Source organism: Variovorax davisae (assembly GCF_030316845.1).
Classification (GTDB): Bacteria; Pseudomonadota; Gammaproteobacteria; order Burkholderiales; family Burkholderiaceae_C; genus Variovorax; species Variovorax davisae.
Genome location: NZ_JASZYS010000004.1, coordinates 237,740 through 258,407, shown reverse-complemented (window position 1 = coordinate 258,407; position 20,668 = coordinate 237,740). Strand labels below are relative to the sequence as shown.

Sequence of the window (20,668 nt, the reverse complement as noted above, 5' to 3'; positions counted from 1 at the left end):
TGCGTACTGCGTCATTCGCCGTTGGGATTCAGTGCTTTTGGCACACCGGGCAGAAATACGTGGCCCGCTGGCCCTGCCGCATCATCCGCACCGGTGTCGCGCAGACCCGACAGGGCTCGCCCTTGCGGCCGTAAACCGTGGCCTCGAGCTGGAAATAGCCGCTCTGGCCGTCGACGTTGGAGAAATCGCGCAGCGTGCTGCCGCCGCGCTCGACCGCCCGCGCCAGGATGTCGCGCACCGCCGCATGCAGGCGCAGCGCCCTCGGCCGGCTGATGCGCGCGGCCGACAATGTCGGCCGGATGCCGGCCAGGAAGAGGGCTTCCGAGGCGTAGATGTTGCCCACGCCCACCACCACGTCGCCGGCCAGCAGCACCTGCTTGATCGGCGCGCGGCGGCGCCGCAGGCCGGCATGGAAGGCCTCGAAGTCGAAGCCGTCGCCGAGCGGCTCCATGCCCAGCCCGCCGAGCAGCTTGCGCGCCAGCGGCGATGCCTCGCCCTCGACGTAGACCACGGCGCCGAAGCGGCGCGGGTCGTTGAGCCGCAGCGTGCCGCGGCTGGTGACGAGGTCGAAGTGGTCGTGCGTGCCGGGCGCCGGCAAGGCGGTGTCGAAGCGCAGGCTGCCCGACATGCCCAGGTGCATCAGCAGCAGGCCGGCATCGAGGTCGACCAGGAGGTACTTGCCGCGCCGGCGCACGCCGAGCACGCTGCGCCCCACCAGGTCGCCGGGCTCGACCGCCAACGCCCAGCGCAGCGGCTTGCCGATGCGCACCGCCTCGACGCGGGCGCCCAGGATGCGATCCGCGAATCCGCGGCGGGTGACTTCGACTTCGGGGAGTTCTGGCATGGATGAGCAGGCTGACACGAAAACACGCCGGCGTTGAGACCCCACGTGCCATGGCGCAAAAGCCTTGGATTATTATGACTGCGATGACCTTCTCGCTCCGCCGATCCCGCCTTGCGGCGGCCGCTTTCCTGGCCCTGATCGCGCTTGCGGCGCAAGGCCAGCCCCAGCCCCCCGCCCCCCTCGTCGATCCGGCACAGCCTGCGGCCACGCCGGAATCCACCAAGGCCGGCGGGCCGGCCCAGCCCTCGGCGATGACCGCCGACCTGTTCTACGAAGTGCTGCTGGGCGAGCTCAGCGCCCGCTCCGACCCCGGCGCCGCCTACGGCCTGGTGCTCGACGCCGCCCGCCGCGCCCGCGACGGCAAGCTGTTCCAGCGCGCGGTCGAGATCGCGCTGCAGTCGCGTTCCGGCGACTCGGCCCTCGAAGCCGCCCGCGCCTGGAAGGACAGCATGCCCGAATCGCGCGAGGCGCGCCGCTTCGAGCTGCAGATCCTGATCGCCCTGAACCGCATCGCCGAGACGGTCGAGCCGCTGCGCGCCGAGATCGCCGCCACGCCGCAGATCGAGCGCCCGTTCCTGATGGCCGTGATCGCGCGCAACTACGCGCGCGCCACCGACAAGAAGCTCGCCGCCTCGGTGGTCGAACAGGCCCTGGTCGACGAACTGGCCAACCCCGCGACCGCGGGCGCCGCCTGGGCCACCGTCGGCCGGCTGCGGCTGGCCGCCGGCGACAGCTCCGGCGCGCTCGATGCCGCCATCAAGGGCCAGCAGTTGGACCCCTCCTCCGAAGGCCCGGCCATGCTGGCGCTCGAGATCATGGATCCGGGCCAGCCGCTGGCCGAGCCGATCGTCAAGCGCTACCTCGCCGGCCCCAAGGTCCTGCCCGAAATGCGCGTGGGCTATGCCCGCGCACTGGTCGAGGGCCGCCGCTACGCCGAGGCCTCGGCCGAACTCGCCGCCCTCACCGCCGCCCGCCCGGAGCTGCCCGAACCCTGGCTGCTGCTCGGCAGCCTGCAGACCCAGGGGCGCCAGGACAAGGCGGCCGAAACCTCGCTCAACCGCTTCATCTCGCTCGCGCCCGGCATTCGCGACCCCGAGGGGCGCGAGCGCGGCCTGACCCAGGCCTACCTGCTGATGGCGCAGCTGGCGGAGCGACGCAAGGATTTCGCCGCGGCCGACGGCTGGCTGGCCCGCATCGACAGCACCGACGACCTGGTCGGGGCCCAGGCGCGCCGCGCCGCGCTGCTGGCCCGCCAGGGCAAGCTGCCGCAGGCCCGCGAGCTGGTGCGCAGCCTGCCCGAGCGCACCGCCGACGAAAAGAAGCAGAAGTTCCTCACCGAAGTGCAGCTGCTGCGCGACGCCAAGCAGTACCAGGCCGCCTTCGACATGCTGGCCCAGGCCAGCGCCGCGGCACCCACCGACGTCGACCTGATCTACGACCAGGCCATGGTGGCCGAGAAGCTCAACCGCCTCGACGACATGGAGCGCCTGCTGCGCCGCGTGATCGAGCTCAAGCCGGACAACCAGAACGCCTACAACGCGCTCGGCTATTCGCTGGCCGATCGCAAGGTGCGGCTCGAGGAGGCGCGCACGCTGATCCAGAAGGCCGTGCAGCTGGCACCCGAAGACCCGTTCATCGCCGACAGCCTGGGCTGGGTCGAATACCGGCTCGGCAACACGACGGAGGCGCTGCGCATCCTCGAAGACGCCTACAAGCGCCGGCCCGACCCGGAGATCGGCGCCCACCTGGGCGAGGTGCTGTGGGCCGCCGGCCAGCGCGACCGCGCGGTGAGCATCTGGAAGGAAGCGTCGCTCGCGGATGCCGACAACGAGACGCTGCAGGAAACGCTCAAGCGCCTGCACGTGAAGCTTTGAACCGGCGCGGCTGGCTGCTGGCCGGCGGCGCTGCCCTGCTGGTGCTGACGGGCTGCGCGAGTCCGGGCGGCGCACTCGGACCCGGCGCCCCCACCGAGGCCTGGAGCGGGCGCCTGTCGCTGCGCCTCGAGGGCGACGCCAGCCAGAGCTTCGCGGCCCTGTTCGAACTGCGCGGCGCGCCGCGGGCCGGCGACCTGATCCTCACCAGCCCGATCGGGAGCACGCTGGCCCAGCTCCACTGGGCGCCCGGCGAGGCCGTGCTCAGGAACGGCAGCGAGACCCGTCGCTACGACTCGGTCGATGCGCTGATCGAGGCCGCCACCGGCGCCGCGATCCCGGTCGGCGCCCTGTTCGCCTGGCTGGCCGGCCGCGACGAGGCGGTGCCCGGCTGGCGGCCCGACCTGTCGCAAGTGGCGGCGGGCCGGCTGCAGGCCACGCGCGAATCGCCGGCGCCCCGGGCCGACCTGCGGATCGTCTTCGAACGCGCATGAAGGCGCTCTACGACCTGCCGGCGCCGGCCAAGCTCAACCTTTTTCTGCACATCACGGGCCGGCGCGCCGACGGCTACCACCTGCTGCAGTCGGTCTTCATGCTGATCGACTGGTGCGACACGCTGCATGTCGAGCGCCGCGCCGATGGCGCGATCAGCCGCGAAGACCTGACCACGCCGCTGCCGGCCGACGACCTGGTCGTGCGCGCGGCCAGGGCCTTGCAAGCCGAGGCGCGGACGCCGCTGGGGGCCCATATCGGGGTCGCCAAGCAGGTGCCGGCGCAGGCTGGCATGGGCGGCGGCTCCTCCGATGCGGCCACCTGCCTGCTGGCCCTGAATCGCCTCTGGGGGCTGAACCTGCCGCTCGCGACGCTCGAACGGCTCGGCCTCGCGCTGGGCGCCGACGTTCCTTTCTTCCTGCGCGGACGCAACGCCTGGGTCGAGGGAATCGGGGAGATAATCACGCCCGTCGAGCTCGCGCCGGGCTGCTTCGCGGTCGTGAAACCACCCGAGGGACTCGATACCCGAGAGATTTTTTCAGCTGAAGATCTGCAACGCGCAACTCCTACTGCTATAATCTCGGGCTTTGCTGCACATAGCGAATCGCGTCAGGGTCAAATCGAAAAACGATGGGGCTTTGGCAGGAACGACCTGCAGCCAGTTGCCCAGCGGCTTTGTCCCGCGGTCACCGACGCCATCGAATGGCTCGGCCACCAAGGACTCGAGGCCCGGATGACCGGTTCGGGAAGCTCGGTGTTTGCAGCAATGCCGCAGGACGCGGAACTCGCCGAGGCCCCCGAGGGCTGGCAGGTTCGCAAATGCAGCAATCTGGCCGTTCATCCCCTCGTGGGTTGGGCGGTCTGAGAAGATAATCAGGTCGCTCACGTGATCTGATGCGACATATATCGGTTGACGACATTGGTCGTCGACCCGTGTAGGGGAGTCGCCAAGCTGGTTAAGGCACTGGATTTTGATTCCAGCATGCAAAGGTTCGAATCCTTTCTCCCCTGCCAAATTCACTCACGAGAATTTTGGCGGCTCTCTCGAAAGAGCCATTTCGCATTGCCGGGACGCACTCATGCAGGCTCAACACCCTGATTTCATGGTTTTCACCGGCAACGCCAATCCGGGCCTTGCCGCCGAGATCTCGCACAACCTGGGCACTTCGCTGGGTGCCGCGCGCGTCGGCCGCTTCTCCGACGGTGAAGTTACCGTCGAGATCAACCAGAACGTGCGTGCCCGCGACGTGTTCGTGGTCCAGTCGACCTGTGCCCCGACCAACGAAAACCTGATGGAACTGCTCATCATGGTCGACGCGCTCAAGCGCGCATCGGCCGAGCGCATCAGTGCCGTGATCCCCTACTTCGGCTATGCGCGCCAGGATCGCCGTCCGCGTTCCAGCCGGGTGCCGATCTCGGCCAAGGTGGTGGCCAACCTGCTCGAGACCGTGGGCGTGGCCCGCGTGCTCACCATGGACCTGCACGCCGACCAGATCCAGGGTTTCTTCGACATCCCGGTCGACAACATCTATGCCTCGCCGGTGTTGCTGGGCGACCTGCGCCAGAAGAACTACGAAGACCTGATCGTGGTCTCGCCCGACGTCGGCGGCGTGGTGCGCGCCCGGGCGCTGGCCAAGCAGCTCAACTGCGACCTCGCGATCATCGACAAGCGCCGCCCGCGCGCCAACGTGAGCGAAGTCATGCACGTGATCGGCGAGATCGACGGCCGCAACTGCGTGATCATGGACGACATGATCGACACCGCCGGCACGCTGGTGAAGGCGGCCGAAGTCCTGAAGGAACGCGGCGCCAAGAAGGTCTATGCGTATTGCACGCACCCGATCTTCTCGGGCCCCGCCATCGAGCGCATCGCCCAGGGCTCGGCGCTCGACGAAGTGGTCGTGACCAACACGATCCCGCTGTCCGACGCCGCCGTCGGCTGCACCAAGATCCGCCAACTGTCCGTGGCGCCGCTGATCGCCGAGACGATCCAGCGCATCGCCAAGGGCGAGTCGGTAATGAGTTTGTTCTCGGACCAGGAAAACCTGTTCTGAGACTTGAGCCGGGCTTCCCGCAGCGGAAGCCCATTTTGAAAACCGGAGCCGCACTGGTCGCGGTCGGCTTCCACAGGAGTTATCCATGAAATTCGTCGCTTTTGAGCGCGCCAAGCAGGGCACGGGTGCGAGCCGCCGTCTCCGCATCACGGGCAAGACCCCCGGTATCGTCTACGGTGGCGAGGCCCAGCCCCAACTGATCGAGATCGATCACAACGCGCTGTGGCACGCCCTCAAGAAGGAAGCCTTCCACTCGTCGATCCTCGAGATGGAAATCGCCGGCGCCGCCACCAAGGTGCTGCTGCGCGACGTGCAATACCACCCCTTCCGCCAGCTCGTGCAGCACGTCGACTTCCAGCGCGTCGACGCCCGCACCCGCATGACGGTCAAGGTGCCGCTGCACTTCAAGGGTGAGGAAGAGTCCGTGGCCGTCAAGCTCGACCACAACCTCGTGAACCACGTGATGACCGAACTCGAAGTCAGCTGCCTGCCGGCCGACCTGCCCGAGTTCATCGAAGTCGACCTGTCGGGCCTGACCAAGAACGCCACCGTGCACGTCAACGACATCAAGCTGCCCAAGGGCGTGAAGTTCGTGAGCCACGGCAAGGTCAACCCGGTCGTGGTCTCGGCCGTGCCGCCGCTGGTCGCCGAAGAGCCGGCTGCCGGCACCGAAGGCGCTGCCGCCGAAGGCGCTGCTGCACCGGCCGCCAAGGCCGATGCCAAGGCACCCGCGAAGAAGAAGTAATTCTTTTCCGCCATCGCGACTCGACGGCCCGCCCAGTGCGGGCCGTTTGCATTTGGCGGGCCCACGTCACAATCCCTTCCCATGATCAAGCTGTTTGTAGGCCTCGGAAATCCGGGCCCTGAATACGAGGCCACGCGCCACAACGCGGGCTTCTGGTGGATCGATGCGCTGGCCCGCGACCTGAAGCTCACGCTCGCGCCCGAGCGCAGCTACCACGGGTTGGTGGCGCGCACCCAGGTCGGCGGCAAGCCGCTCTGGCTGCTCGAGCCGCAGACCTTCATGAACCTCTCGGGCAAGTCGACGGCCGCGCTGGCGCGCTTCTTCAAGATCGAGCCGAACGAGATCCTGGTCGCGCACGACGAACTCGACGTGGTGCCGGGACAGGCCAAGCTCAAGTTCGGAGGCAGCCACGCCGGCCACAACGGGCTGCGCGACATCCATGCGCAGCTCGGCACCGGCGACTACTGGCGCCTGCGGCTCGGCATCGGCCATCCGGGCGTCAAGTCCGAGGTCGTGAGCTGGGTGCTCAAGAAGCCGCTCAAGGAACAGCGCGAGGCGATCGATGACGCGATCGTGCGCTCGCTGCACGCCTTCCCGGCCCTGGTGGCCGGCGAGATGGACAAGGCGACCCTGCTCATCCACACGAGCAAGCCGCCGCGCCCCAAACCACCGCGGCGCGAGCCCGGCGACGGGGGTGCACCCGCCGCGGGCTAGCGGAAGGAAGCGAGAAGAAGGGAGTGAAGAAAAATGAGACTGTCACATGCACGAATCGCCAACCGCAGCAGCCTGCTGCTGGCCGGCGCCTGTCTGCACTGGGCCGCCACGGCACAGAGCGCCAGCGGCATCTGGCGCTGCGGCAACACCTATACCGACCGGCCCTGCCATGACGGCCAGACCCTGCCGCTCGACGAGGCGCCGGGCGCGGACCGCCAACGCGAGGCCGACCAGGCGACGCGCCAAGCCCGTGCCGAGGCGCAGCGCATGGAGCGCGAGCGCCTGCGGCTCGAAGCCGCGCAGGGCCCCGGGCAGGCGACCCTGATCGACAACGCGCCCCGGGCCCGGGCGGCCGCGCCGGAACACCGCGAGAGCTCGATGAAGAAGGGCAAGCCGAGGAAAGACCCGCAGTACCTGAGTCCGCGCGACCCTTCGGCAGCGCCGAAGAAGAAGCGCGTCGCGAACGACTAGGGCACCGGGACCGGCCCGGGCTGCGCCGCAGCCTTGGCCGCCTTCTCGGCCGCCAGCCGCTCGAACTTCTGCCACAGCGTCTCGCGCGTCTCGACATGCGCGGGATTCGTCGGGATGCAGGCGACCGGGCACACCTGCACGCACTGCGGTTCGTCGAAGTGGCCCACGCATTCGGTGCACTTGTGCGGGTCGATCTCGTAGATCTCCTCGCCCATGTAGATCGCGTCGTTGGGGCACTCCGGCTCGCAGACGTCGCAGTTGATGCATTCGTCGGTGATCATCAAGGCCATGGGCTCGATTATCGATGCTCCCGGGCACGGACGTTGCGTGTCGGGTTATGCTGCGCCCCGCCCTATGAGTCTGTTCCTGTTCAAGCGTTTCCTGACCCTGATCGCCACCTTGATCGGCGCCTCGGTCATCGTCTTCCTGGTGCTCGAGATCCTGCCCGGCAACGCCGCCCAGATGCTCATGGGCCCGGACGCCGCGCCCGAGGCGGTGGCCGCACTGGCCGCCAAGCTCGAGCTCGACCAACCGGCCTGGACGCGCTACTGGCACTGGATCGGCGGCCTCCTCACCGGCGAGCTCGGCGACAGCTATGCCTACAGCTCGCCGGTCCTCGACCTGATCCTCGAACGGCTCGCGCTGACCGTGCCGCTGGCGCTGCTGGCGATGGCCTTCACGACCGTGCTGGCGCTGGCGGTCGGCGTGACGGCAGCGGCGCGCCACAACAAGCTCGGCGACGTCGGCCTCATGGGCCTCACGCAGGTCGGCATCGCGATCCCCAACTTCTGGTTCGCGATCCTGCTGATCCTGGTCTTCTCGGTGCAGTTGCAGTGGTTCTCGGCCGGCGGCTTCGAGGGCTGGGGCGAAGGCATCCTGCCGGGGCTCAAGGCGCTGCTGCTGCCGGCGCTGTCGCTGGCCGTGGTGCAGGCCGCGATCCTGGCGCGCATCACGCGCTCGGCGGTGCTCGAGGTGATGCGCGAGGACTTCGTGCGCACCGCGCGCGCCAAGGGCGTGTCGCAGCGCGCGGTGCTGTGGAGCCACGTGCTGCGCAACGCGATGATCCCGGTGGTCACGGTGATGGGCATGCAGTTCTCGGAACTGCTGGCCGGCACCATCGTGGTCGAGAACGTGTTCTACCTGCCGGGGCTCGGCCGGCTGATCTTCCAGGCCATCAGCAACCGCGACCTGATCGTGGTGCGCAACTGCGTGATGCTGCTGGCCGCGATGGTGGTCATCGTCAACTTCGTGGTCGACGTGCTGTATGCCGTGATCGACCCGCGCATCAAGGCTTCCGACATATGAGCGCAGTACCCACGGCGGTGCCCAGCGCGGCCGCCTTCAAGGTGCCCGGCTTCTGGGGCCGGGCGCTGCGGCACCGCAGCTTCACGATCGGCGCCGTCCTGAGCCTGCTGCTGGTCGCAGCGGCCGCCGTGTCGCTGGTCTGGACCCCCTGGTCGCCCTACGAGTTGGACCTCGCGAGCAAGCTGCAGAAGCCGAGTTGGGCGCACTGGCTCGGCACCGACACCTTCGGCCGCGACGTCGCCTCGCTGCTGCTGGTGGGCGCGCGCGCCTCGATCCTGGTCGGCGTGATCGCGGTCGGCATCGGCCTCACGGTGGGCACCGCGCTCGGCCTGCTCGCGGCCGCCCGCCGCGGCTGGGTCGAGGAAGCGATCATGCGCCTGACCGACTTCACGATGGCCTTCCCGGCGATCCTGTCGGCGATCATGATGACGGCGGTGTTCGGCGCCGGCATCGTCAACGCGATCGTCGCCATCGGCATCTACAACATCCCGACCTTCGCCCGCATCACGCGGGCCTCGGCCAACGCGATCTGGTCGCGCGAGTACGTGGCGGCCGCGCGCGCCTGCGGCAAGGGCGCGTTCGCCATCACGATGCAGCACGTGCTGCCCAACATCTCGGCGGTGCTGATCGTGCAGATCACGATCCGCTTCGCGGTCGCGATCCTGGCCGAGGCGGCGCTGTCCTATCTCGGCCTGGGCACGCAGCCACCGCAGCCGTCGTGGGGCCGCATGCTGAGCGAAGCCCAGACCATGATGTTCCAAGCCCCCCTGCTGGCTGTCTTCCCCGGCATGGCGATCGCGCTGGCGGTGCTGGGCCTCAACCTGCTGGGCGACGGCCTGCGGGACCTGCTCGACCCCCGCCTGGCCCGCGCCCGCTGAAGCTCCCCATGCCTCTTCTCGAAGTCAACGACCTTCATGTGCAACTGCAGACGCAGCGCGGCCCGGCCGAAGCCGTGCGCGGCATCGGCTTCACGCTGGAGCGCGGCGAGACGCTGGGCATCGTCGGCGAATCCGGCTGCGGCAAGTCGATCACGGTGCAATCGCTCATGGGCCTGCTGCCGGCCAGCGCCAAGGTCAGCGGCAGCATCCGCTTCGACGGCACCGAACTGGTCGGCCTGCCCGAGCGCGAGATGTGCAAGCTGCGCGGCGACCGCATCGGCATGATCTTCCAGGAGCCCATGACGGCGCTGAACCCCGTCCACACGATCGCCCGCCAGGTCGGCGAGCCGCTGCGGCTGCACCGCGGGCTGTCGTCCGCCGAGGCGCGCAAGGAGGCGCTGGCGCTGCTCGAGCGGGTCGGCATTCCCGATGCGGCCTCGCGCCTCGACGCCTATCCGCACCAGTTCTCGGGCGGCCAGCGCCAGCGCATCGGCATCGCGATGGCGCTGGCCTGCGGGCCCGACCTGCTGATCGCCGACGAGCCGACCACCGCGCTCGACGTCACGATCCAGAAGCAGATCCTCGAGCTGATCCGCGGCCTGGTCGCGGAACGCGGGATGGCCCTGATCCTGATCTCGCACGACCTCGGCGTGATCGCCGAGAGCGTCTCGAAGATGCTCGTGATGTACGGCGGCAGCGTGGTCGAGAGCGGGCCGACCGCCGCCGTCTTCGCCGAGCGCGCGCATCCCTACACCCAAGGCCTGTTCGCGGCCCGCCCGGCGCTCGGCGCGCCGCGCGGCCTCCGGCTCGCGACCATCCGCGGCAGCGTGCCGGAACTGGTCGACCTGCCGCCGGGCTGTCCGTTCGCGGGCCGCTGCCGCTACACGGTCGACGCCTGCGAGGCGACGCGCCCGCCGGCGGTCCCGCTGCCGCACGACCACCGGGTGCGCTGCATCCGGCTCGACGAGATCGCCACGCAAGAAGGGTTGGCCGCGTGACCGCCCGCTTCGACCCCGATCCGGATTCGGCGGCGCTGCTCGAAGTCACGGACCTCGTGCGCCACTACACCCTGCCGCGCGAGCGGCTGTTCGGCCCGGCGCCCAGCGTCCAGGCGCTCAACGGCGTGAGCTTCAGCGTCCGGCCCGGCCAGAGCCTGGGCATCGTCGGTGAATCCGGCTCGGGCAAGTCGACCATCGCGCGGCTCGTGATGGCGCTCGACCGGCCGAGCTCGGGCAGCGTGAAGCTGCTCGGACGCGACCTGCACGCCCTGCCCAAGGATCAACTGCGCGCCGCGCGGCGCGATCTGCAGATGGTGTTCCAGGACCCCTACGGCTCGCTCGATCCGCGCCAGACGGTCGCGCGGATCGTCGCCGAGCCGCTCGAGGCGCTGGCCGAGACCAGCCGGGCCGAGCAGCGCGAGCGGGCCGGCGAATCGCTGGCCGCCGTCGGCCTGCGCAGCACCGACCTGCACAAGTATCCGCATGAATTCTCGGGCGGCCAGCGCCAGCGCATCGCCATCGCGCGGGCCCTGATCACGCGGCCGAAGCTGATCGTGGCCGACGAGCCGGTGAGCGCGCTCGACGTCTCGGTGCAGGCCCAGGTGCTCAACCTGATGCAGGACCTGCAGCAGCAGTTCGGCATCAGCTACCTGCTGATCAGCCACGACCTGGCGGTGGTCAACCACCTGTGCGACGAGGTCTGCGTGCTGCACCGTGGCATCGTGGTCGAGCGCGGGACGCCGCAGCAGCTCTTCGCACATGCGCAGCATCCCTACACCCGCGCGCTGCTGGACGCCGTGCCGCGCGCCGAACCGCTGGCGTCTGCATGAGCAAATGCTTGCCCCGCGGGCGCTGCTTCGCGATGATGTAACACTGTATTTCCCATCCGCCTTTCCCTGGAGCCCTGAACCATGCTGAATCGCCGCACCCTCCTGACCACCGCCGCACTCGCCACCGTGCCGCTCGCGCTGCCGCAGGCCGCACTGGCACAGGGCCGAAAGGACGCCATGGTGATCGGCATGGCGCTCGAGCCGCCGGGTCTGGACCCGACCGCCGGCGCCGCCTCGGCGATCGGCGAGATCGTCCTCTACAACGTCCTCGAGACGCTGACCAAGATCAATTCCGACGGCAGCGTCACGCCGCTGCTGGCCGAGAGCTGGGAGGTCTCGCCCGACCTGCGCACCTACACCTTCAAGCTGCGCCGCGGCGTCAAGTTCCAGAATGGCGAGCCCTTCAATGCGCAGGCGGTCAAGTTCTCGTTCGACCGTGCCGGCGGCGAGAAGAGCACCAACAAGGACAAGCGCACCTTCGCCAACATCAGCACCCAGGTGGTCGACGACGCCACGGTCGTGATCATCAACAAGGAGATCGACCCCGACCTGCCCTTCGTGCTGGGCCAGGCGACCTCCGTCATCGTCGAGCCCAAGAGCGCCGACAGCAACGCGACCAAGCCGGTCGGCACCGGCCCCTACAAGCTCGACAGCTGGAACAAGGGCAGTTCGCTGGTGCTCGGCAAATGGGACGGCTTCCGCAACCCGGGCGCCGCCAAGCTCAACAAGGTCAGCTTCCGCTTCATCTCCGACCCGGCGGCCCAGGCCGCCTCGCTGCTGGCCGGCGACGTCGACGCCTTCCCGCGCATCGGCACGCGCGTCGTGCCGCAGTTCAAGAACAACCCCCAGTTCCAGGTCATCCTGAGCGGCTCGCGGGCCAAGACCATCCTGGCGATCAACAACAAGCGCAAGCCGCTGGACGATGTGCGCGTGCGGCGCGCGATCCTGATGGCGATCGACCGCAAGGCCTTGATCGAGGGCGCGGTCGACGGCTTCGGTGTGCCGATCGGCAGCCACTACGTGCCGGGCGCCGCAGGCTATGTGGACACCACCGGCGTGAACCCGTTCAACATCGAGAAGGCCAAGGCGCTGCTGGCCGAGGCCGGCGTGAAGACGCCGATGGAACTCACGATGACGCTGCCGCCGCCGCCCTACGCGCGCCAGGGCGGCGAGATGATCGTGGCCCAGCTGGCCAAGATCGGCATCAACGTGAAGGTCCAGAACGTCGAATGGGCCCAGTGGCTCAGCGGCACCTACGGCGGCGGCCACGACTTCGACCTCAGCATCGTCTCGCACGTCGAGCCCTTCGACCTCGGCAACTATGCCAAGGCCGACTACTACTGGGGCTACCAGTCGAAGGACTTCAACGCGCTGTTCGACAAGATCAAGACCACCGGCAATGCGGCCGAGCGCAACAAGCTGCTCGGCGACGCCCAGCGCCTGCTGGCCAGCGATGCGGCCAACGGCTTCCTGTTCCAGCCCCAGTGGCCGACCGTGGCGAAGAAGAGCGTGCGGGGGCTGTGGAAGGACATGCCGATCTTCGTCAACGACCTGTCGGCGCTGTCCTGGTCGTGACCGGCGCACTGCATGACCTGTCGGCGCGCGAGCTGATCGCCGGCTACCGCGCCAAGCGCCTGTCGCCGGTCGAGGTGACGCAGTCGGTGCTGGACCACGTCGGGCGCTGGGAGCCGCGGCTGCAGGCCACCTGGCTGCTGCGCCCCGAGGCGGCGCTGGATCAGGCCCGCGCGGCCGAGGCGCGCTGGGCCCGCGGCGAGCCGCTGGGCCCGCTCGACGGTGTCCCGACCACGATCAAGGAAAACATCGCGACCCGCGGCGACCCGATGCCGGCCGGCACCGCGGCCACCGACCTGCGGCCGGCGGCGGTCGACGCGCCGCCCGCGGCCCGGCTCAAGGAAGCCGGCGCGGTGATCCTGGCGAAAACCACCATGCCGGACTACGGCATGCTGTCCTCCGGCCTGTCGAGCTTCCATGCGCTGGCGCGCAATCCCTGGGACCTGTCGCGCACGCCGGGCGGCTCGAGCGCCGGCGCCGGCGCCGCGGCGGCCGCCGGCTACGGCCCGCTGCACATCGGCACCGACATCGGCGGCTCGCTGCGCCTGCCGGCCGCCTGGTGCGGCATCTTCACGCTCAAGCCCAGCCTGGGCCGGATCCCGATCGACCCGCCCTACATGGGACGCGCCGCCGGCCCCATGACGCGCACGGTGGCCGACGCGGCGCTGATGATGGCGCCGCTGTCGCTGGCCGACGCGCGCGACAGCATGAGCCTGCCGCCGGAGGCGATCGACTGGTCCGGCTTCGACGTCGGTGTCGAGCACCTGCGCGGCCTGCGCATCGGCCTGCTGCTCGACGCCGGCTGCGGCCTGGCGGTGGAGCCCGAGATCCGCGCCGCGGTCGCGCATGCGGCGCGGCTGTTCGAACGCGCGGGCGCGATCGTCGAGACCCTGCAGCCCTTCATGACGCAGGCGATGCTCGACGGCATGGACCACCTGTGGCGCATGCGCTCGCGGGTCGACATCAACGCGCTGCGCCCCGACCAGCGCGCCAAGGTGCTGCCCTACATCCGGCAGTGGGCCGACAGCGCGGAGGGCTTCAGCGGCGAGCATGTGTTCCGCGCCTTCAGCCAGTTCCACGCGACCCGGGTCGCCGCGGTGGCGGCCTGCGCCGGCTACGACTACGTGATCTCGCCGACCGCACCGAACCTGCCGGCCGCCGCCGAGGCGCCGTCGCCCACCAACGACCCGCTGCGGCCGCTGGAGCACATCGGCTTCACGGTGCCGTTCAACATGTCGGAGCAGCCGGCGGCCTCGATCAACTGCGGCTACAGCAGCGGCGGATTGCCGATCGGGTTGCAGATCGCCGGAAAGCGGTTCGACGACCTGGGCGTGCTGAAGGTCTCGCGCGCCTTCGAGCAGATCCGCGAGGCGCAGCGGCCCTGGCCCGAACCGCCGCGCGACTGAGCGGCGACGCCATGCGCAGCACCGACAGTCTCGGCAATCCGGTCACGCTCGACGACGCGGCGAGCCTGCCGGCGGTCAATGCCTTCGTCGAAGGCTTCATCGCCTGCGAGGCGCGGGCGGTCGACACCCTGGCCGCCGCCCATGACCCGAGCCCGCTGGTGCAGGCCTACTGCGCCACCCTGCACCTGTTCGCCGAATCGAAGGACGCGGCCGCCAACGCGCGCCCCTTCCTCGAACGTGCGCAGGCCGGCGCCTCGCGCGCCACCCCGCGCGAGCAGCGCTACATCGAGGCCGTCGCGGCCTGGGCCGCGGGCGACATCGCGCGCGCGGTGGCGCTGCACCAGGAGCAGGCCCTGGAGCATCCGCGCGACCTGGCCTCGCTCAAGCTCGGCCAGTACCACTGCTTCAACAGCGGCGACTGCCCCGGCATGCTGCGGCTCGCGCTGGCCGCGCTGCCGGCGTCCGGCGACGTCGCGTACCTGCACGGCATGGCCGCCTTCGGCTACGAGCAATGCCACCTGATGCGCGAGGCCGAGGCCAGCGCCCGGCGCGCGATCATGATGCGGCGCAAGGAGCCATGGGCGCACCATGCGCTCGGCCACGTGATGCTGACCGAGGGGCGCCTGGACGAAGGGCTGGCCGTGATGCGCGCGCTCAGCGACACCTGGGTCGGACTCAACTCCTTCATGGTCACGCACAACTGGTGGCACGTGGCCCTGTTCCTGATCGACCTCGGCCGCGACGCCGAGGCGCTCGAGGTCTACGACCGCGAGGTCTGGGGCGTGGTCAAGGACTATTCGCAGGACCAGATCGGCGCCGTGTCGCTGCTGGCCCGTTTCGAGCTCGCGGGCATCGCGGTCGGCGATCGCTGGCAGGACCTGGCCAACCACCTCGCGCAGCGCCTCGACGACCACGTGCTGCCCTTCCTGGACCTGCAATACCTCTATGGCCTGGCACGCGCCGGCCGGGACGAGGCCGACGTCCTGCTGCGCCACATCGAGAGCTTCGCGCCGAACGCGCCGCCTTCGAGCCGCGAGGCCTGGCAGCAGGTCTGCGTGCCCGCGGCGCACGGGCTGCGCGCCCATGCCCGCGGCGACTTCGCGGCGGCGATCGACGGGCTGGGACTGGCGCTGCCGCGGCTGGCCCGGATCGGCGGCAGCCATGCCCAGCGCGACCTGTTCGAGCAGGTGTACGTGGATGCGCTGGTGCGCCTCGGCACCGAGGCTTCGCTGGCCGGCGCGCAGGGCATCCTGCAGCAGCAGGTCAACCGCCAGCCGGAGTCGCTGCGGCTGCGCCGGCAGGCGGCCGCGGTCTGCAGCCGGCTCGGCCTGCCCGCGTTCGCCTGATCAGCCCGCCGCCACCTGGTGGGCGGCCATCTGCTCCAGCGCCTTGACCAGCGCCGAATGATCGAGCTGGTCCCAGCCGTGGGCGGCGCAGGACTGCATCAGCTGCGCCGCCGAGGCGGTCTGCGGCAGCGACACGTCCATCTCCTTCGCACCCGCGAGCGCCAGGCTCAGGTCCTTCTGGTGCAGCGCGATGCGGAAGCCCGGATTGAAGGTGCGCTTGATCATCCGTTCGCCGTGCACCTCCAGGATGCGGCTGGCCGCGAAGCCCCCCATCAGCGCCTGCCGCACCTTGGCCGGATCGGCGCCGGCCTTGCTCGCGAACAGCAGCGCCTCGCCGACCGCGGCGATGTTCAGCGCCACGATGATCTGGTTCGCGACCTTGGTGGTCTGGCCATCGCCGTTGCCGCCCACCAGCGTGATGTTCTTGCCCATGGCCTCGAGCAGCGGCCGGGCGCGCTCGAACACGGCTTCGTCGCCGCCCACCATGATCGTCAGGCTGGCCGCCTTGGCGCCGACTTCGCCGCCCGACACCGGTGCGTCGAGGTAATCGCAGCCGAGTTCGTTGATCTTCTTGGCGAAGCGCTTGGTCTCCATCGGCGCGATCGAGCTCATGTCGATCACGGTCTTGCCCTTGGAGAGGCCCGCGGCGACGCCGTCCTCGCCGAACAGCACCTGCTCGACGTCGGGCGTGTCCGGCAGCATCAGGATCACGACCTCGGCCGCCCGCGCGACCTCGGCGTTGGTCTTGCAGACGGTGGCGCCCTGCAGGGCGTCGGGCACCTTGCTGCGTGTGCGAACGACCATCTCGTGGCCGGCCTTCATGAGGTTCTGCGCCATCGGCGCGCCCATGATGCCGAGGCCGATGAATCCGATCTTCATGTGATGTTCCCTTTCAGTAGGAGGTGGAGCCGGATGCGGCCGGGGCGGCGCGCATCTTGGAAAGCACTTGCTGCGAGCCGGCGGCGATCAGGCGCGCGTCCGAGCTCACGGTGACGAACTGGAAGCCCTTGGCGATGCGCGCCAGCGCCCCCTCGGGCGTGCCGTTGTGGATGCCGGCCACCAGGCCGTGCGCCTTGGCGCGCTCGAGGATGTGGTCGATCGCCTGGGCCGCCGGCGGGTCGACGTCGTCGAACACCGGCCGGCAGCCGAGCGCCAGCGAGAGGTCGGACGGCCCGATGTAGACCGCGTCCAGCCCCTCGACCGACATGATGGCGTCGAGGTTCTCCAGCGCCTGCGCGGTCTCGATCATGGCGAAGGTGACGATGGTGTCGTTGGCATGCTGGGCGTAGTCGGCGCCGCTGTAGAGCAGCGCGCGCACCGGGCCGAAGCTGCGCGTGCCGCGCGGGGCGTAGTGGGTGTAGGCGACCAACTTGGCGGCCTCGTCGGCGGTGCTGATCATCGGGCAGATGACGCCGTAGGCGCCGGCATCGAGCGTCTTCATGAGCGCGCTCGGGTCGAGCCAGGGCACGCGCACCACCGGCACCGTGCCGGTGGTGGAGATCGCCTGCAGCATCGGGATCATCGCCTGGTAGTCGACCACGCCATGCTGCAGGTCGATGGTCAGCGAGTCCCAGCCCTGGTGGGCCATGGTCTCGGCCGAGAACCCGTTCGGGATCGCGAGCCAGCCGTTGATGGCGGCGCCTCCCGACTTCCACAGCGTGCGCAGGCGGTTTTCTCTCATAGGGACTCCTTGGGGGTCAGCGGTCGAAGGCCGGCCGCTTGGGATCGAATTTCCAGCCGGGAATCAGGCTCTGCATCGCAGCCGCATCATCGCGCGAGCCCAGGCCGTGCTGCTTGTAGAGCTGGTGGGCCTTCTCGACCTCGACCATGTCGAGCTCGACGCCCAGGCCCGGCTTCTTCGGCACCTGCACGTGGCCGCCGACGATCTGCAGCGGCTCTTTCGTGAGGCGCTGGCCGTCCTGCCAGATCCAGTGGGTGTCGATCGCGGTCACGCGGCCCGGCGCGGCGGCGCCGACCTGGGTGAACATCGCCAGCGAGACGTCGAAGTGGTTGTTCGAATGCGAGCCCCAGGTCAGGCCCCAGTCGCGGCAGGTCTGGGCCACGCGCACCGAGCCGGCCATGGTCCAGAAATGCGGGTCGGCCAGCGGGATGTCGACCGACTGCAGCGCCAGCGCATGGCTCATCTGGCGCCAGTCGGTGGCGATCATGTTGGTGGCGGTCGGCAGGCCGGTGGCGCGGCGGAACTCGGCCATCACCTCGCGGCCCGAGAAGCCTTCCTCGGCACCGCAGGGGTCCTCGGCGTAGGCGACCACGCCGCGCATCCGCTGGCCCAGGCGGATCGCATCCTTGAGCAGCCACCCGCCGTTCGGGTCGAGCGTCACGCGCGCTTCGGGGAAGCGCTCGTGCAGCGCGACGATGGCATCGACTTCCTCGTCGCCGCGCAGCACGCCGCCCTTGAGCTTGAAGTCGTTGAAGCCGTACTTGTCGCGCGCCGCCTCGGCCAGCCGGACGATCGCCTCGGGCGTCATCGCCTTCTCGTGGCGCAGCCGGAACCAGTCGTTGTCGGCCTCGGGCTCGCGGGCGTAGGGCAGATCGCTCTGGTCGCGGTCGCCGACGTAGAACAGGTAGCCCAGCATCTCGACGGCGTCGCGCTGCTGGCCTTCGCCGAGCAGGGCGGCGACCGGCACGCCCAGGTGCTGGCCCAGCAGGTCGAGCAGCGCCGACTCGATGGCGGTCACGGCGTGGATGGTGGTGCGCAGGTCGAAGGTCTGCAGGCCGCGGCCGCCGGCATCGCGGTCGGCGAACTGCTTTTGCACCTGCTGCATCACGCGCTGGGCGTTGCCGATCGACTGGCCGACCACCAGGTCGCGGGCGTCCTCGAGGGTCCGGCGGATCTTCTCGCCGCCGGGGACTTCACCGACGCCGGTGCGGCCGGCGTTGTCGCTGAGGATCAGGATGTTGCGGGTGAAGAAAGGGCCGTGGGCGCCGCTCAGGTTGAGCAGCATGCTGTCGCGGCCGGCGACCGGGATCACGCGCAGGTCGGTGACGATGGGAGTGGAGGGGGACATGGCGGGTCTCTCAATCGATGCTGATCTTGCCTGTCTCGATCACTTTCTTCCAGCGGGCGAACTCCTGCTGCTGGAACTTGGCGAACTGCTCGGGCGTGTTGGCGACCACTTCCAGGCCGATGGCGGTGAACTGCTGCTTCACGGCGGGGTCGTTGAGCGCCGCAGTCATCGCATCATGCGCCTTGCTGCGCAGCGCCGGCGGCAGGCCCTTGGGCGCGACGATCGCCTGCCACGAATACACCTCGAGGTTCTTGACGCCGGCCTCGGCGGTGGTCGGCACGTCGGGCAGCACCGGCGAACGCTTGTCGCCGGTGACCGCCAGCGCCCGCAGCTTGCCGGCGTTGATGTTCTGCACCACCGCGTTGACGTTCTGGAACGAGGCATCGACCTGGCCGCCGAGCAGGTCGGTGATGGCCGGCGCACCGCCCTTGTAGGGCACGTGCAGGCCGCTGGTGCCGGTCTGCTGCCAGAAGAGTTCGGCCGTGAGGTGGTCGCTCGAGCCGTTGCCCGAGGAGGCGAAGGTCATCTTGCCGGGTTGGGCCTTGAGGTTCGCGATGACGTCGGCCACGGACTTGTGCGGCGACTTGGCCGGCACCACCAGCACGTTGGGCGCCTGCACCGCCACCGTGATCAGGTCGAAGTCCTTCAGCGCGTCGTACTGCATGCCCTTGATCAGGTGCGGTGCGATCACCAGCGGGCCGAGCGAGGTCACGAGGAAGGTGGCACCGTCGGGTGCGGCCCGCTTCACGAAGGTGGCGCCGATGGTGCCGGTGGCCCCGGCCTTGTTGTCGACCAGGAAGGACTGGCCCAGCTTCTCGCCCAGCCGGGGCGCGATGGCACGGGCCACCATGTCGGTCGAGCCGCCGGGCGGAAACGGGACCACCAGCGTCACGGGTTTCTGGGGCCAGTCCTGGGCCTGGGCACCGAGAGCCGCGAGGCCGAGCGCCAGGGTGCCGAGCAATTTCTTCATGTCTGTCTCCTGCGAGTGAATTGAAATGGTAGCGCTACCTTCAATGACCAGATGATAGCGCTACCTTGCAAAAACAAGTACCTGGGGTTTGTACCGATCAGGCGCTCTGGCGCTCGATGATCGCGAAGCCGATGTCGACCACCCGCGGGCCGCGCTGGCCGCCTTCGGCCCGGTCGACGATGAACTGCGCCGCCTGGCGGCCGATCGCGGTGCCGTCGATACGCACCGTGGTCAGGGCCGGGTGGAGGTCGGCGGCGAACTCGAGGTCGCCGAAGCCGACCACCGCCAGCTGGCCGGGCACCGCGATGCCGCGCGCCTGCGCCTCGGTCATGACGCCGAGCGCGAGCAGGTCCGAGCTGCAGAACACGGCGTCGATGGCCGGCGCATCGCGCAGCAGTTCGGCCAGCGCCGCGCGGCCGCTCTTGAGGGTGGTCGGGGCCGGCACCCGCACCACGGCCACCTCGGGCAGGCCGATGGCCCGCGCCGTGTCCTGGAAGGCCTGCAGCCGGCGGAAGGCGCGCTCGTCGTCGCCGGCGATCACGGCCAGCCGGCGCCGGCCGCGGGCATGAAGGAATTCGACCACCGCGCGGCCGACCGCCGGATGCGAGAAGCCGACCAGCATGTCGAGCGGCGTCGGCGTCAGGTCCCAGGTCTCGACCACCGGGATGCCGGCCGCCAGCAGCCGCTTGCGGCCCTCGGTCGAATGCATGATGCCGGTCAGCACGATGCCGTCGGGGCGGCGGCCGATGATGGCCTCGAGCAGCGCGTCCTCGCGCGAGTCGACATAGCCGCTCTGCCCCAGCATCAACTGGTAGCCGCGCTCGGCCAGCTCCTGGGTCAGCGCCTGCACCGTCTGCAGGAACACCGGGCCGGCGATGGTCGGCACCACCGCCGCCACCAGCCGGCTGCGGGTGGACGCCAGCCCGCCGGCCAGCACGTTGCGCACGTAGCCGGTGCGCTCGACGGCCGCGGTGACCTTCTGCAGCACCTCGGCCGACACCTGCCGGGGGCTGCTCAGCGCGCGCGAGGCCGTGATCGGCGCCACGCCGGCCAGCTTGGCGACATCGTGCAAGGTGACCGCGCCGCTGCCGCGGCGGGCCCGTCGGACCGGAGGCTCCTGATTGCTCATGGCCCGGATTCTAG

At 69.8% G+C, this 20,668-nt stretch carries 21 protein-coding genes and 1 tRNA gene; 15 read left to right on the top strand and 7 right to left on the bottom strand.

Translation table 11 applies throughout. The annotated features are described in order from the left end of the window. Window positions 1-28: 28 nt before the first annotated feature. The gene (gene mutM, locus QTI33_RS11635) at window positions 29-844 is read right to left on the bottom strand and encodes a bifunctional DNA-formamidopyrimidine glycosylase/DNA-(apurinic or apyrimidinic site) lyase (protein WP_286506090.1); all 816 of its coding nucleotides are present in this window, start codon (window positions 842-844) and stop codon (window positions 29-31) included. 83 nt (window positions 845-927) lie between these two features. Between mutM and QTI33_RS11630 the strand changes: the two genes are divergently transcribed. The 8 genes from QTI33_RS11630 to QTI33_RS11595 all read left to right on the top strand — a co-directional run bounded on the left by QTI33_RS11630 (window position 928) and on the right by QTI33_RS11595 (window position 7,191). Continuing rightward, complete coding sequence (locus QTI33_RS11630) at window positions 928-2,718, top strand: tetratricopeptide repeat protein (RefSeq protein ID WP_286506089.1); 1,791 nt, start codon at window positions 928-930, stop codon at window positions 2,716-2,718. Next, window positions 2,715-3,209: a lipoprotein insertase outer membrane protein LolB gene (locus QTI33_RS11625; protein WP_286506088.1), complete on the top strand. Its 495-nt coding sequence runs from the start codon at window positions 2,715-2,717 to the stop codon at window positions 3,207-3,209. The genes QTI33_RS11630 and QTI33_RS11625 overlap by 4 nt, the downstream gene beginning before the upstream one ends. Next, a complete protein-coding gene (ispE, locus tag QTI33_RS11620) occupies window positions 3,206-4,072 on the top strand; it encodes a 4-(cytidine 5'-diphospho)-2-C-methyl-D-erythritol kinase (protein ID WP_286506087.1) in 867 nt (288 codons plus the stop codon). The genes QTI33_RS11625 and ispE overlap by 4 nt, the downstream gene beginning before the upstream one ends. Before the next feature lie 72 nt (window positions 4,073-4,144). Continuing rightward, window positions 4,145-4,221: transfer RNA gene (locus tag QTI33_RS11615), tRNA-Gln, on the top strand. A 65-nt stretch (window positions 4,222-4,286) separates the two neighbouring features. Beyond that, window positions 4,287-5,261 carry a ribose-phosphate pyrophosphokinase gene (locus QTI33_RS11610; protein WP_286506086.1) on the top strand — a complete coding sequence of 325 codons (975 nt, stop codon included), beginning with the start codon at window positions 4,287-4,289 and terminating at the stop codon, window positions 5,259-5,261. A gap of 85 nt (window positions 5,262-5,346) precedes the next feature. Continuing rightward, window positions 5,347-6,006 carry a 50S ribosomal protein L25/general stress protein Ctc gene (locus QTI33_RS11605; RefSeq protein ID WP_286506084.1) on the top strand — a complete coding sequence of 220 codons (660 nt, stop codon included), beginning with the start codon at window positions 5,347-5,349 and terminating at the stop codon, window positions 6,004-6,006. An 81-nt stretch (window positions 6,007-6,087) separates the two neighbouring features. Continuing rightward, window positions 6,088-6,720 carry an aminoacyl-tRNA hydrolase gene (gene pth, locus QTI33_RS11600; RefSeq protein ID WP_286506083.1) on the top strand — a complete coding sequence of 211 codons (633 nt, stop codon included), beginning with the start codon at window positions 6,088-6,090 and terminating at the stop codon, window positions 6,718-6,720. Between the two features lie 33 nt (window positions 6,721-6,753). Continuing rightward, window positions 6,754-7,191, top strand: coding sequence for a hypothetical protein (locus QTI33_RS11595; protein ID WP_286506082.1), 438 nt, complete (start codon window positions 6,754-6,756; stop codon window positions 7,189-7,191). Here the strand turns inward: QTI33_RS11595 and QTI33_RS11590 are convergent. Beyond that, window positions 7,188-7,481, bottom strand: a complete 294-nt coding sequence (locus tag QTI33_RS11590; RefSeq protein WP_286506081.1) for a YfhL family 4Fe-4S dicluster ferredoxin — start codon at window positions 7,479-7,481, stop codon at window positions 7,188-7,190. The genes QTI33_RS11595 and QTI33_RS11590 overlap by 4 nt on opposite strands. Window positions 7,482-7,545: 64 nt before the next feature. Here QTI33_RS11590 and QTI33_RS11585 point away from each other — a divergent pair, with 64 nt between their 5' ends. The 7 genes from QTI33_RS11585 to QTI33_RS11555 all read left to right on the top strand — a co-directional run bounded on the left by QTI33_RS11585 (window position 7,546) and on the right by QTI33_RS11555 (window position 15,526). Beyond that, a complete protein-coding gene (locus QTI33_RS11585; RefSeq protein WP_286506080.1) occupies window positions 7,546-8,496 on the top strand; it encodes an ABC transporter permease in 951 nt (316 codons plus the stop codon). Continuing rightward, window positions 8,493-9,374 carry an ABC transporter permease gene (locus QTI33_RS11580; RefSeq protein ID WP_286506078.1) on the top strand — a complete coding sequence of 294 codons (882 nt, stop codon included), beginning with the start codon at window positions 8,493-8,495 and terminating at the stop codon, window positions 9,372-9,374. The genes QTI33_RS11585 and QTI33_RS11580 overlap by 4 nt, the downstream gene beginning before the upstream one ends. An 8-nt stretch (window positions 9,375-9,382) precedes the next feature. Next, window positions 9,383-10,372 carry an ABC transporter ATP-binding protein gene (locus QTI33_RS11575; RefSeq protein ID WP_286506077.1) on the top strand — a complete coding sequence of 330 codons (990 nt, stop codon included), beginning with the start codon at window positions 9,383-9,385 and terminating at the stop codon, window positions 10,370-10,372. After that, window positions 10,369-11,202 carry an ATP-binding cassette domain-containing protein gene (locus tag QTI33_RS11570; protein WP_286506076.1) on the top strand — a complete coding sequence of 278 codons (834 nt, stop codon included), beginning with the start codon at window positions 10,369-10,371 and terminating at the stop codon, window positions 11,200-11,202. The genes QTI33_RS11575 and QTI33_RS11570 overlap by 4 nt, the downstream gene beginning before the upstream one ends. An 81-nt stretch (window positions 11,203-11,283) precedes the next feature. Beyond that, entirely contained in the window at window positions 11,284-12,777 is a 1,494-nt protein-coding gene (locus QTI33_RS11565) for an ABC transporter substrate-binding protein (RefSeq protein WP_286506075.1), read from the top strand. Next, a complete protein-coding gene (locus QTI33_RS11560) occupies window positions 12,774-14,180 on the top strand; it encodes an amidase (RefSeq protein WP_286506074.1) in 1,407 nt (468 codons plus the stop codon). Before QTI33_RS11565 ends, QTI33_RS11560 begins: the two co-directional genes overlap by 4 nt. Window positions 14,181-14,191: 11 nt before the next feature. Next, window positions 14,192-15,526, top strand: coding sequence for a tetratricopeptide repeat protein (locus QTI33_RS11555; RefSeq protein WP_286506072.1), 1,335 nt, complete (start codon window positions 14,192-14,194; stop codon window positions 15,524-15,526). Here the strand turns inward: QTI33_RS11555 and QTI33_RS11550 are convergent, their stop codons facing one another. The 5 genes from QTI33_RS11550 to QTI33_RS11530 form a co-directional block, all read right to left on the bottom strand. Continuing rightward, on the bottom strand, window positions 15,527-16,405 hold the full coding sequence (locus tag QTI33_RS11550) for a 2-hydroxy-3-oxopropionate reductase (RefSeq protein WP_286506071.1): 879 nt from the start codon (window positions 16,403-16,405) through the stop codon (window positions 15,527-15,529). 13 nt (window positions 16,406-16,418) lie between these two features. Next, the gene (locus QTI33_RS11545; RefSeq protein ID WP_286506070.1) at window positions 16,419-17,207 is read right to left on the bottom strand and encodes an HpcH/HpaI aldolase family protein; all 789 of its coding nucleotides are present in this window, start codon (window positions 17,205-17,207) and stop codon (window positions 16,419-16,421) included. Between the two features lie 16 nt (window positions 17,208-17,223). Beyond that, window positions 17,224-18,555, bottom strand: a complete 1,332-nt coding sequence (gene gudD / locus QTI33_RS11540) for a glucarate dehydratase (RefSeq protein WP_286506069.1) — start codon at window positions 18,553-18,555, stop codon at window positions 17,224-17,226. A gap of 10 nt (window positions 18,556-18,565) precedes the next feature. Then, entirely contained in the window at window positions 18,566-19,525 is a 960-nt protein-coding gene (locus QTI33_RS11535) for a Bug family tripartite tricarboxylate transporter substrate binding protein (protein ID WP_286506068.1), read from the bottom strand. Window positions 19,526-19,622: 97 nt separating this feature from the next. Continuing rightward, complete coding sequence (locus QTI33_RS11530) at window positions 19,623-20,654, bottom strand: LacI family DNA-binding transcriptional regulator (RefSeq protein ID WP_286506067.1); 1,032 nt, start codon at window positions 20,652-20,654, stop codon at window positions 19,623-19,625. Window positions 20,655-20,668: the final 14 nt, after the last annotated feature.

Excerpts from the sequence above, each read along its gene's own strand:
- mutM (WP_286506090.1), bottom strand. The coding sequence starts at position 844 with ATGCCAGAACTCCCCGAAGTCGAAGTCACCCGCCGCGGATTCGCGGAT.
- QTI33_RS11630 (WP_286506089.1), top strand. The coding sequence starts at position 928 with ATGACCTTCTCGCTCCGCCGATCCCGCCTTGCGGCGGCCGCTTTCCTG.
- ispE (WP_286506087.1), top strand. The coding sequence starts at position 3,206 with ATGAAGGCGCTCTACGACCTGCCGGCGCCGGCCAAGCTCAACCTTTTT.
- QTI33_RS11610 (WP_286506086.1), top strand. The coding sequence starts at position 4,287 with ATGCAGGCTCAACACCCTGATTTCATGGTTTTCACCGGCAACGCCAAT.
- QTI33_RS11605 (WP_286506084.1), top strand. The coding sequence starts at position 5,347 with ATGAAATTCGTCGCTTTTGAGCGCGCCAAGCAGGGCACGGGTGCGAGC.
- pth (WP_286506083.1), top strand. The coding sequence starts at position 6,088 with ATGATCAAGCTGTTTGTAGGCCTCGGAAATCCGGGCCCTGAATACGAG.
- QTI33_RS11595 (WP_286506082.1), top strand. The coding sequence starts at position 6,754 with ATGAGACTGTCACATGCACGAATCGCCAACCGCAGCAGCCTGCTGCTG.
- QTI33_RS11590 (WP_286506081.1), bottom strand. The coding sequence starts at position 7,481 with ATGGCCTTGATGATCACCGACGAATGCATCAACTGCGACGTCTGCGAG.
- QTI33_RS11585 (WP_286506080.1), top strand. The coding sequence starts at position 7,546 with ATGAGTCTGTTCCTGTTCAAGCGTTTCCTGACCCTGATCGCCACCTTG.
- QTI33_RS11580 (WP_286506078.1), top strand. The coding sequence starts at position 8,493 with ATGAGCGCAGTACCCACGGCGGTGCCCAGCGCGGCCGCCTTCAAGGTG.
- QTI33_RS11575 (WP_286506077.1), top strand. The coding sequence starts at position 9,383 with ATGCCTCTTCTCGAAGTCAACGACCTTCATGTGCAACTGCAGACGCAG.
- QTI33_RS11565 (WP_286506075.1), top strand. The coding sequence starts at position 11,284 with ATGCTGAATCGCCGCACCCTCCTGACCACCGCCGCACTCGCCACCGTG.
- QTI33_RS11555 (WP_286506072.1), top strand. The coding sequence starts at position 14,192 with ATGCGCAGCACCGACAGTCTCGGCAATCCGGTCACGCTCGACGACGCG.
- QTI33_RS11550 (WP_286506071.1), bottom strand. The coding sequence starts at position 16,405 with ATGAAGATCGGATTCATCGGCCTCGGCATCATGGGCGCGCCGATGGCG.
- QTI33_RS11545 (WP_286506070.1), bottom strand. The coding sequence starts at position 17,207 with ATGAGAGAAAACCGCCTGCGCACGCTGTGGAAGTCGGGAGGCGCCGCC.
- gudD (WP_286506069.1), bottom strand. The coding sequence starts at position 18,555 with ATGTCCCCCTCCACTCCCATCGTCACCGACCTGCGCGTGATCCCGGTC.
- QTI33_RS11535 (WP_286506068.1), bottom strand. The coding sequence starts at position 19,525 with ATGAAGAAATTGCTCGGCACCCTGGCGCTCGGCCTCGCGGCTCTCGGT.
- QTI33_RS11530 (WP_286506067.1), bottom strand. The coding sequence starts at position 20,654 with ATGAGCAATCAGGAGCCTCCGGTCCGACGGGCCCGCCGCGGCAGCGGC.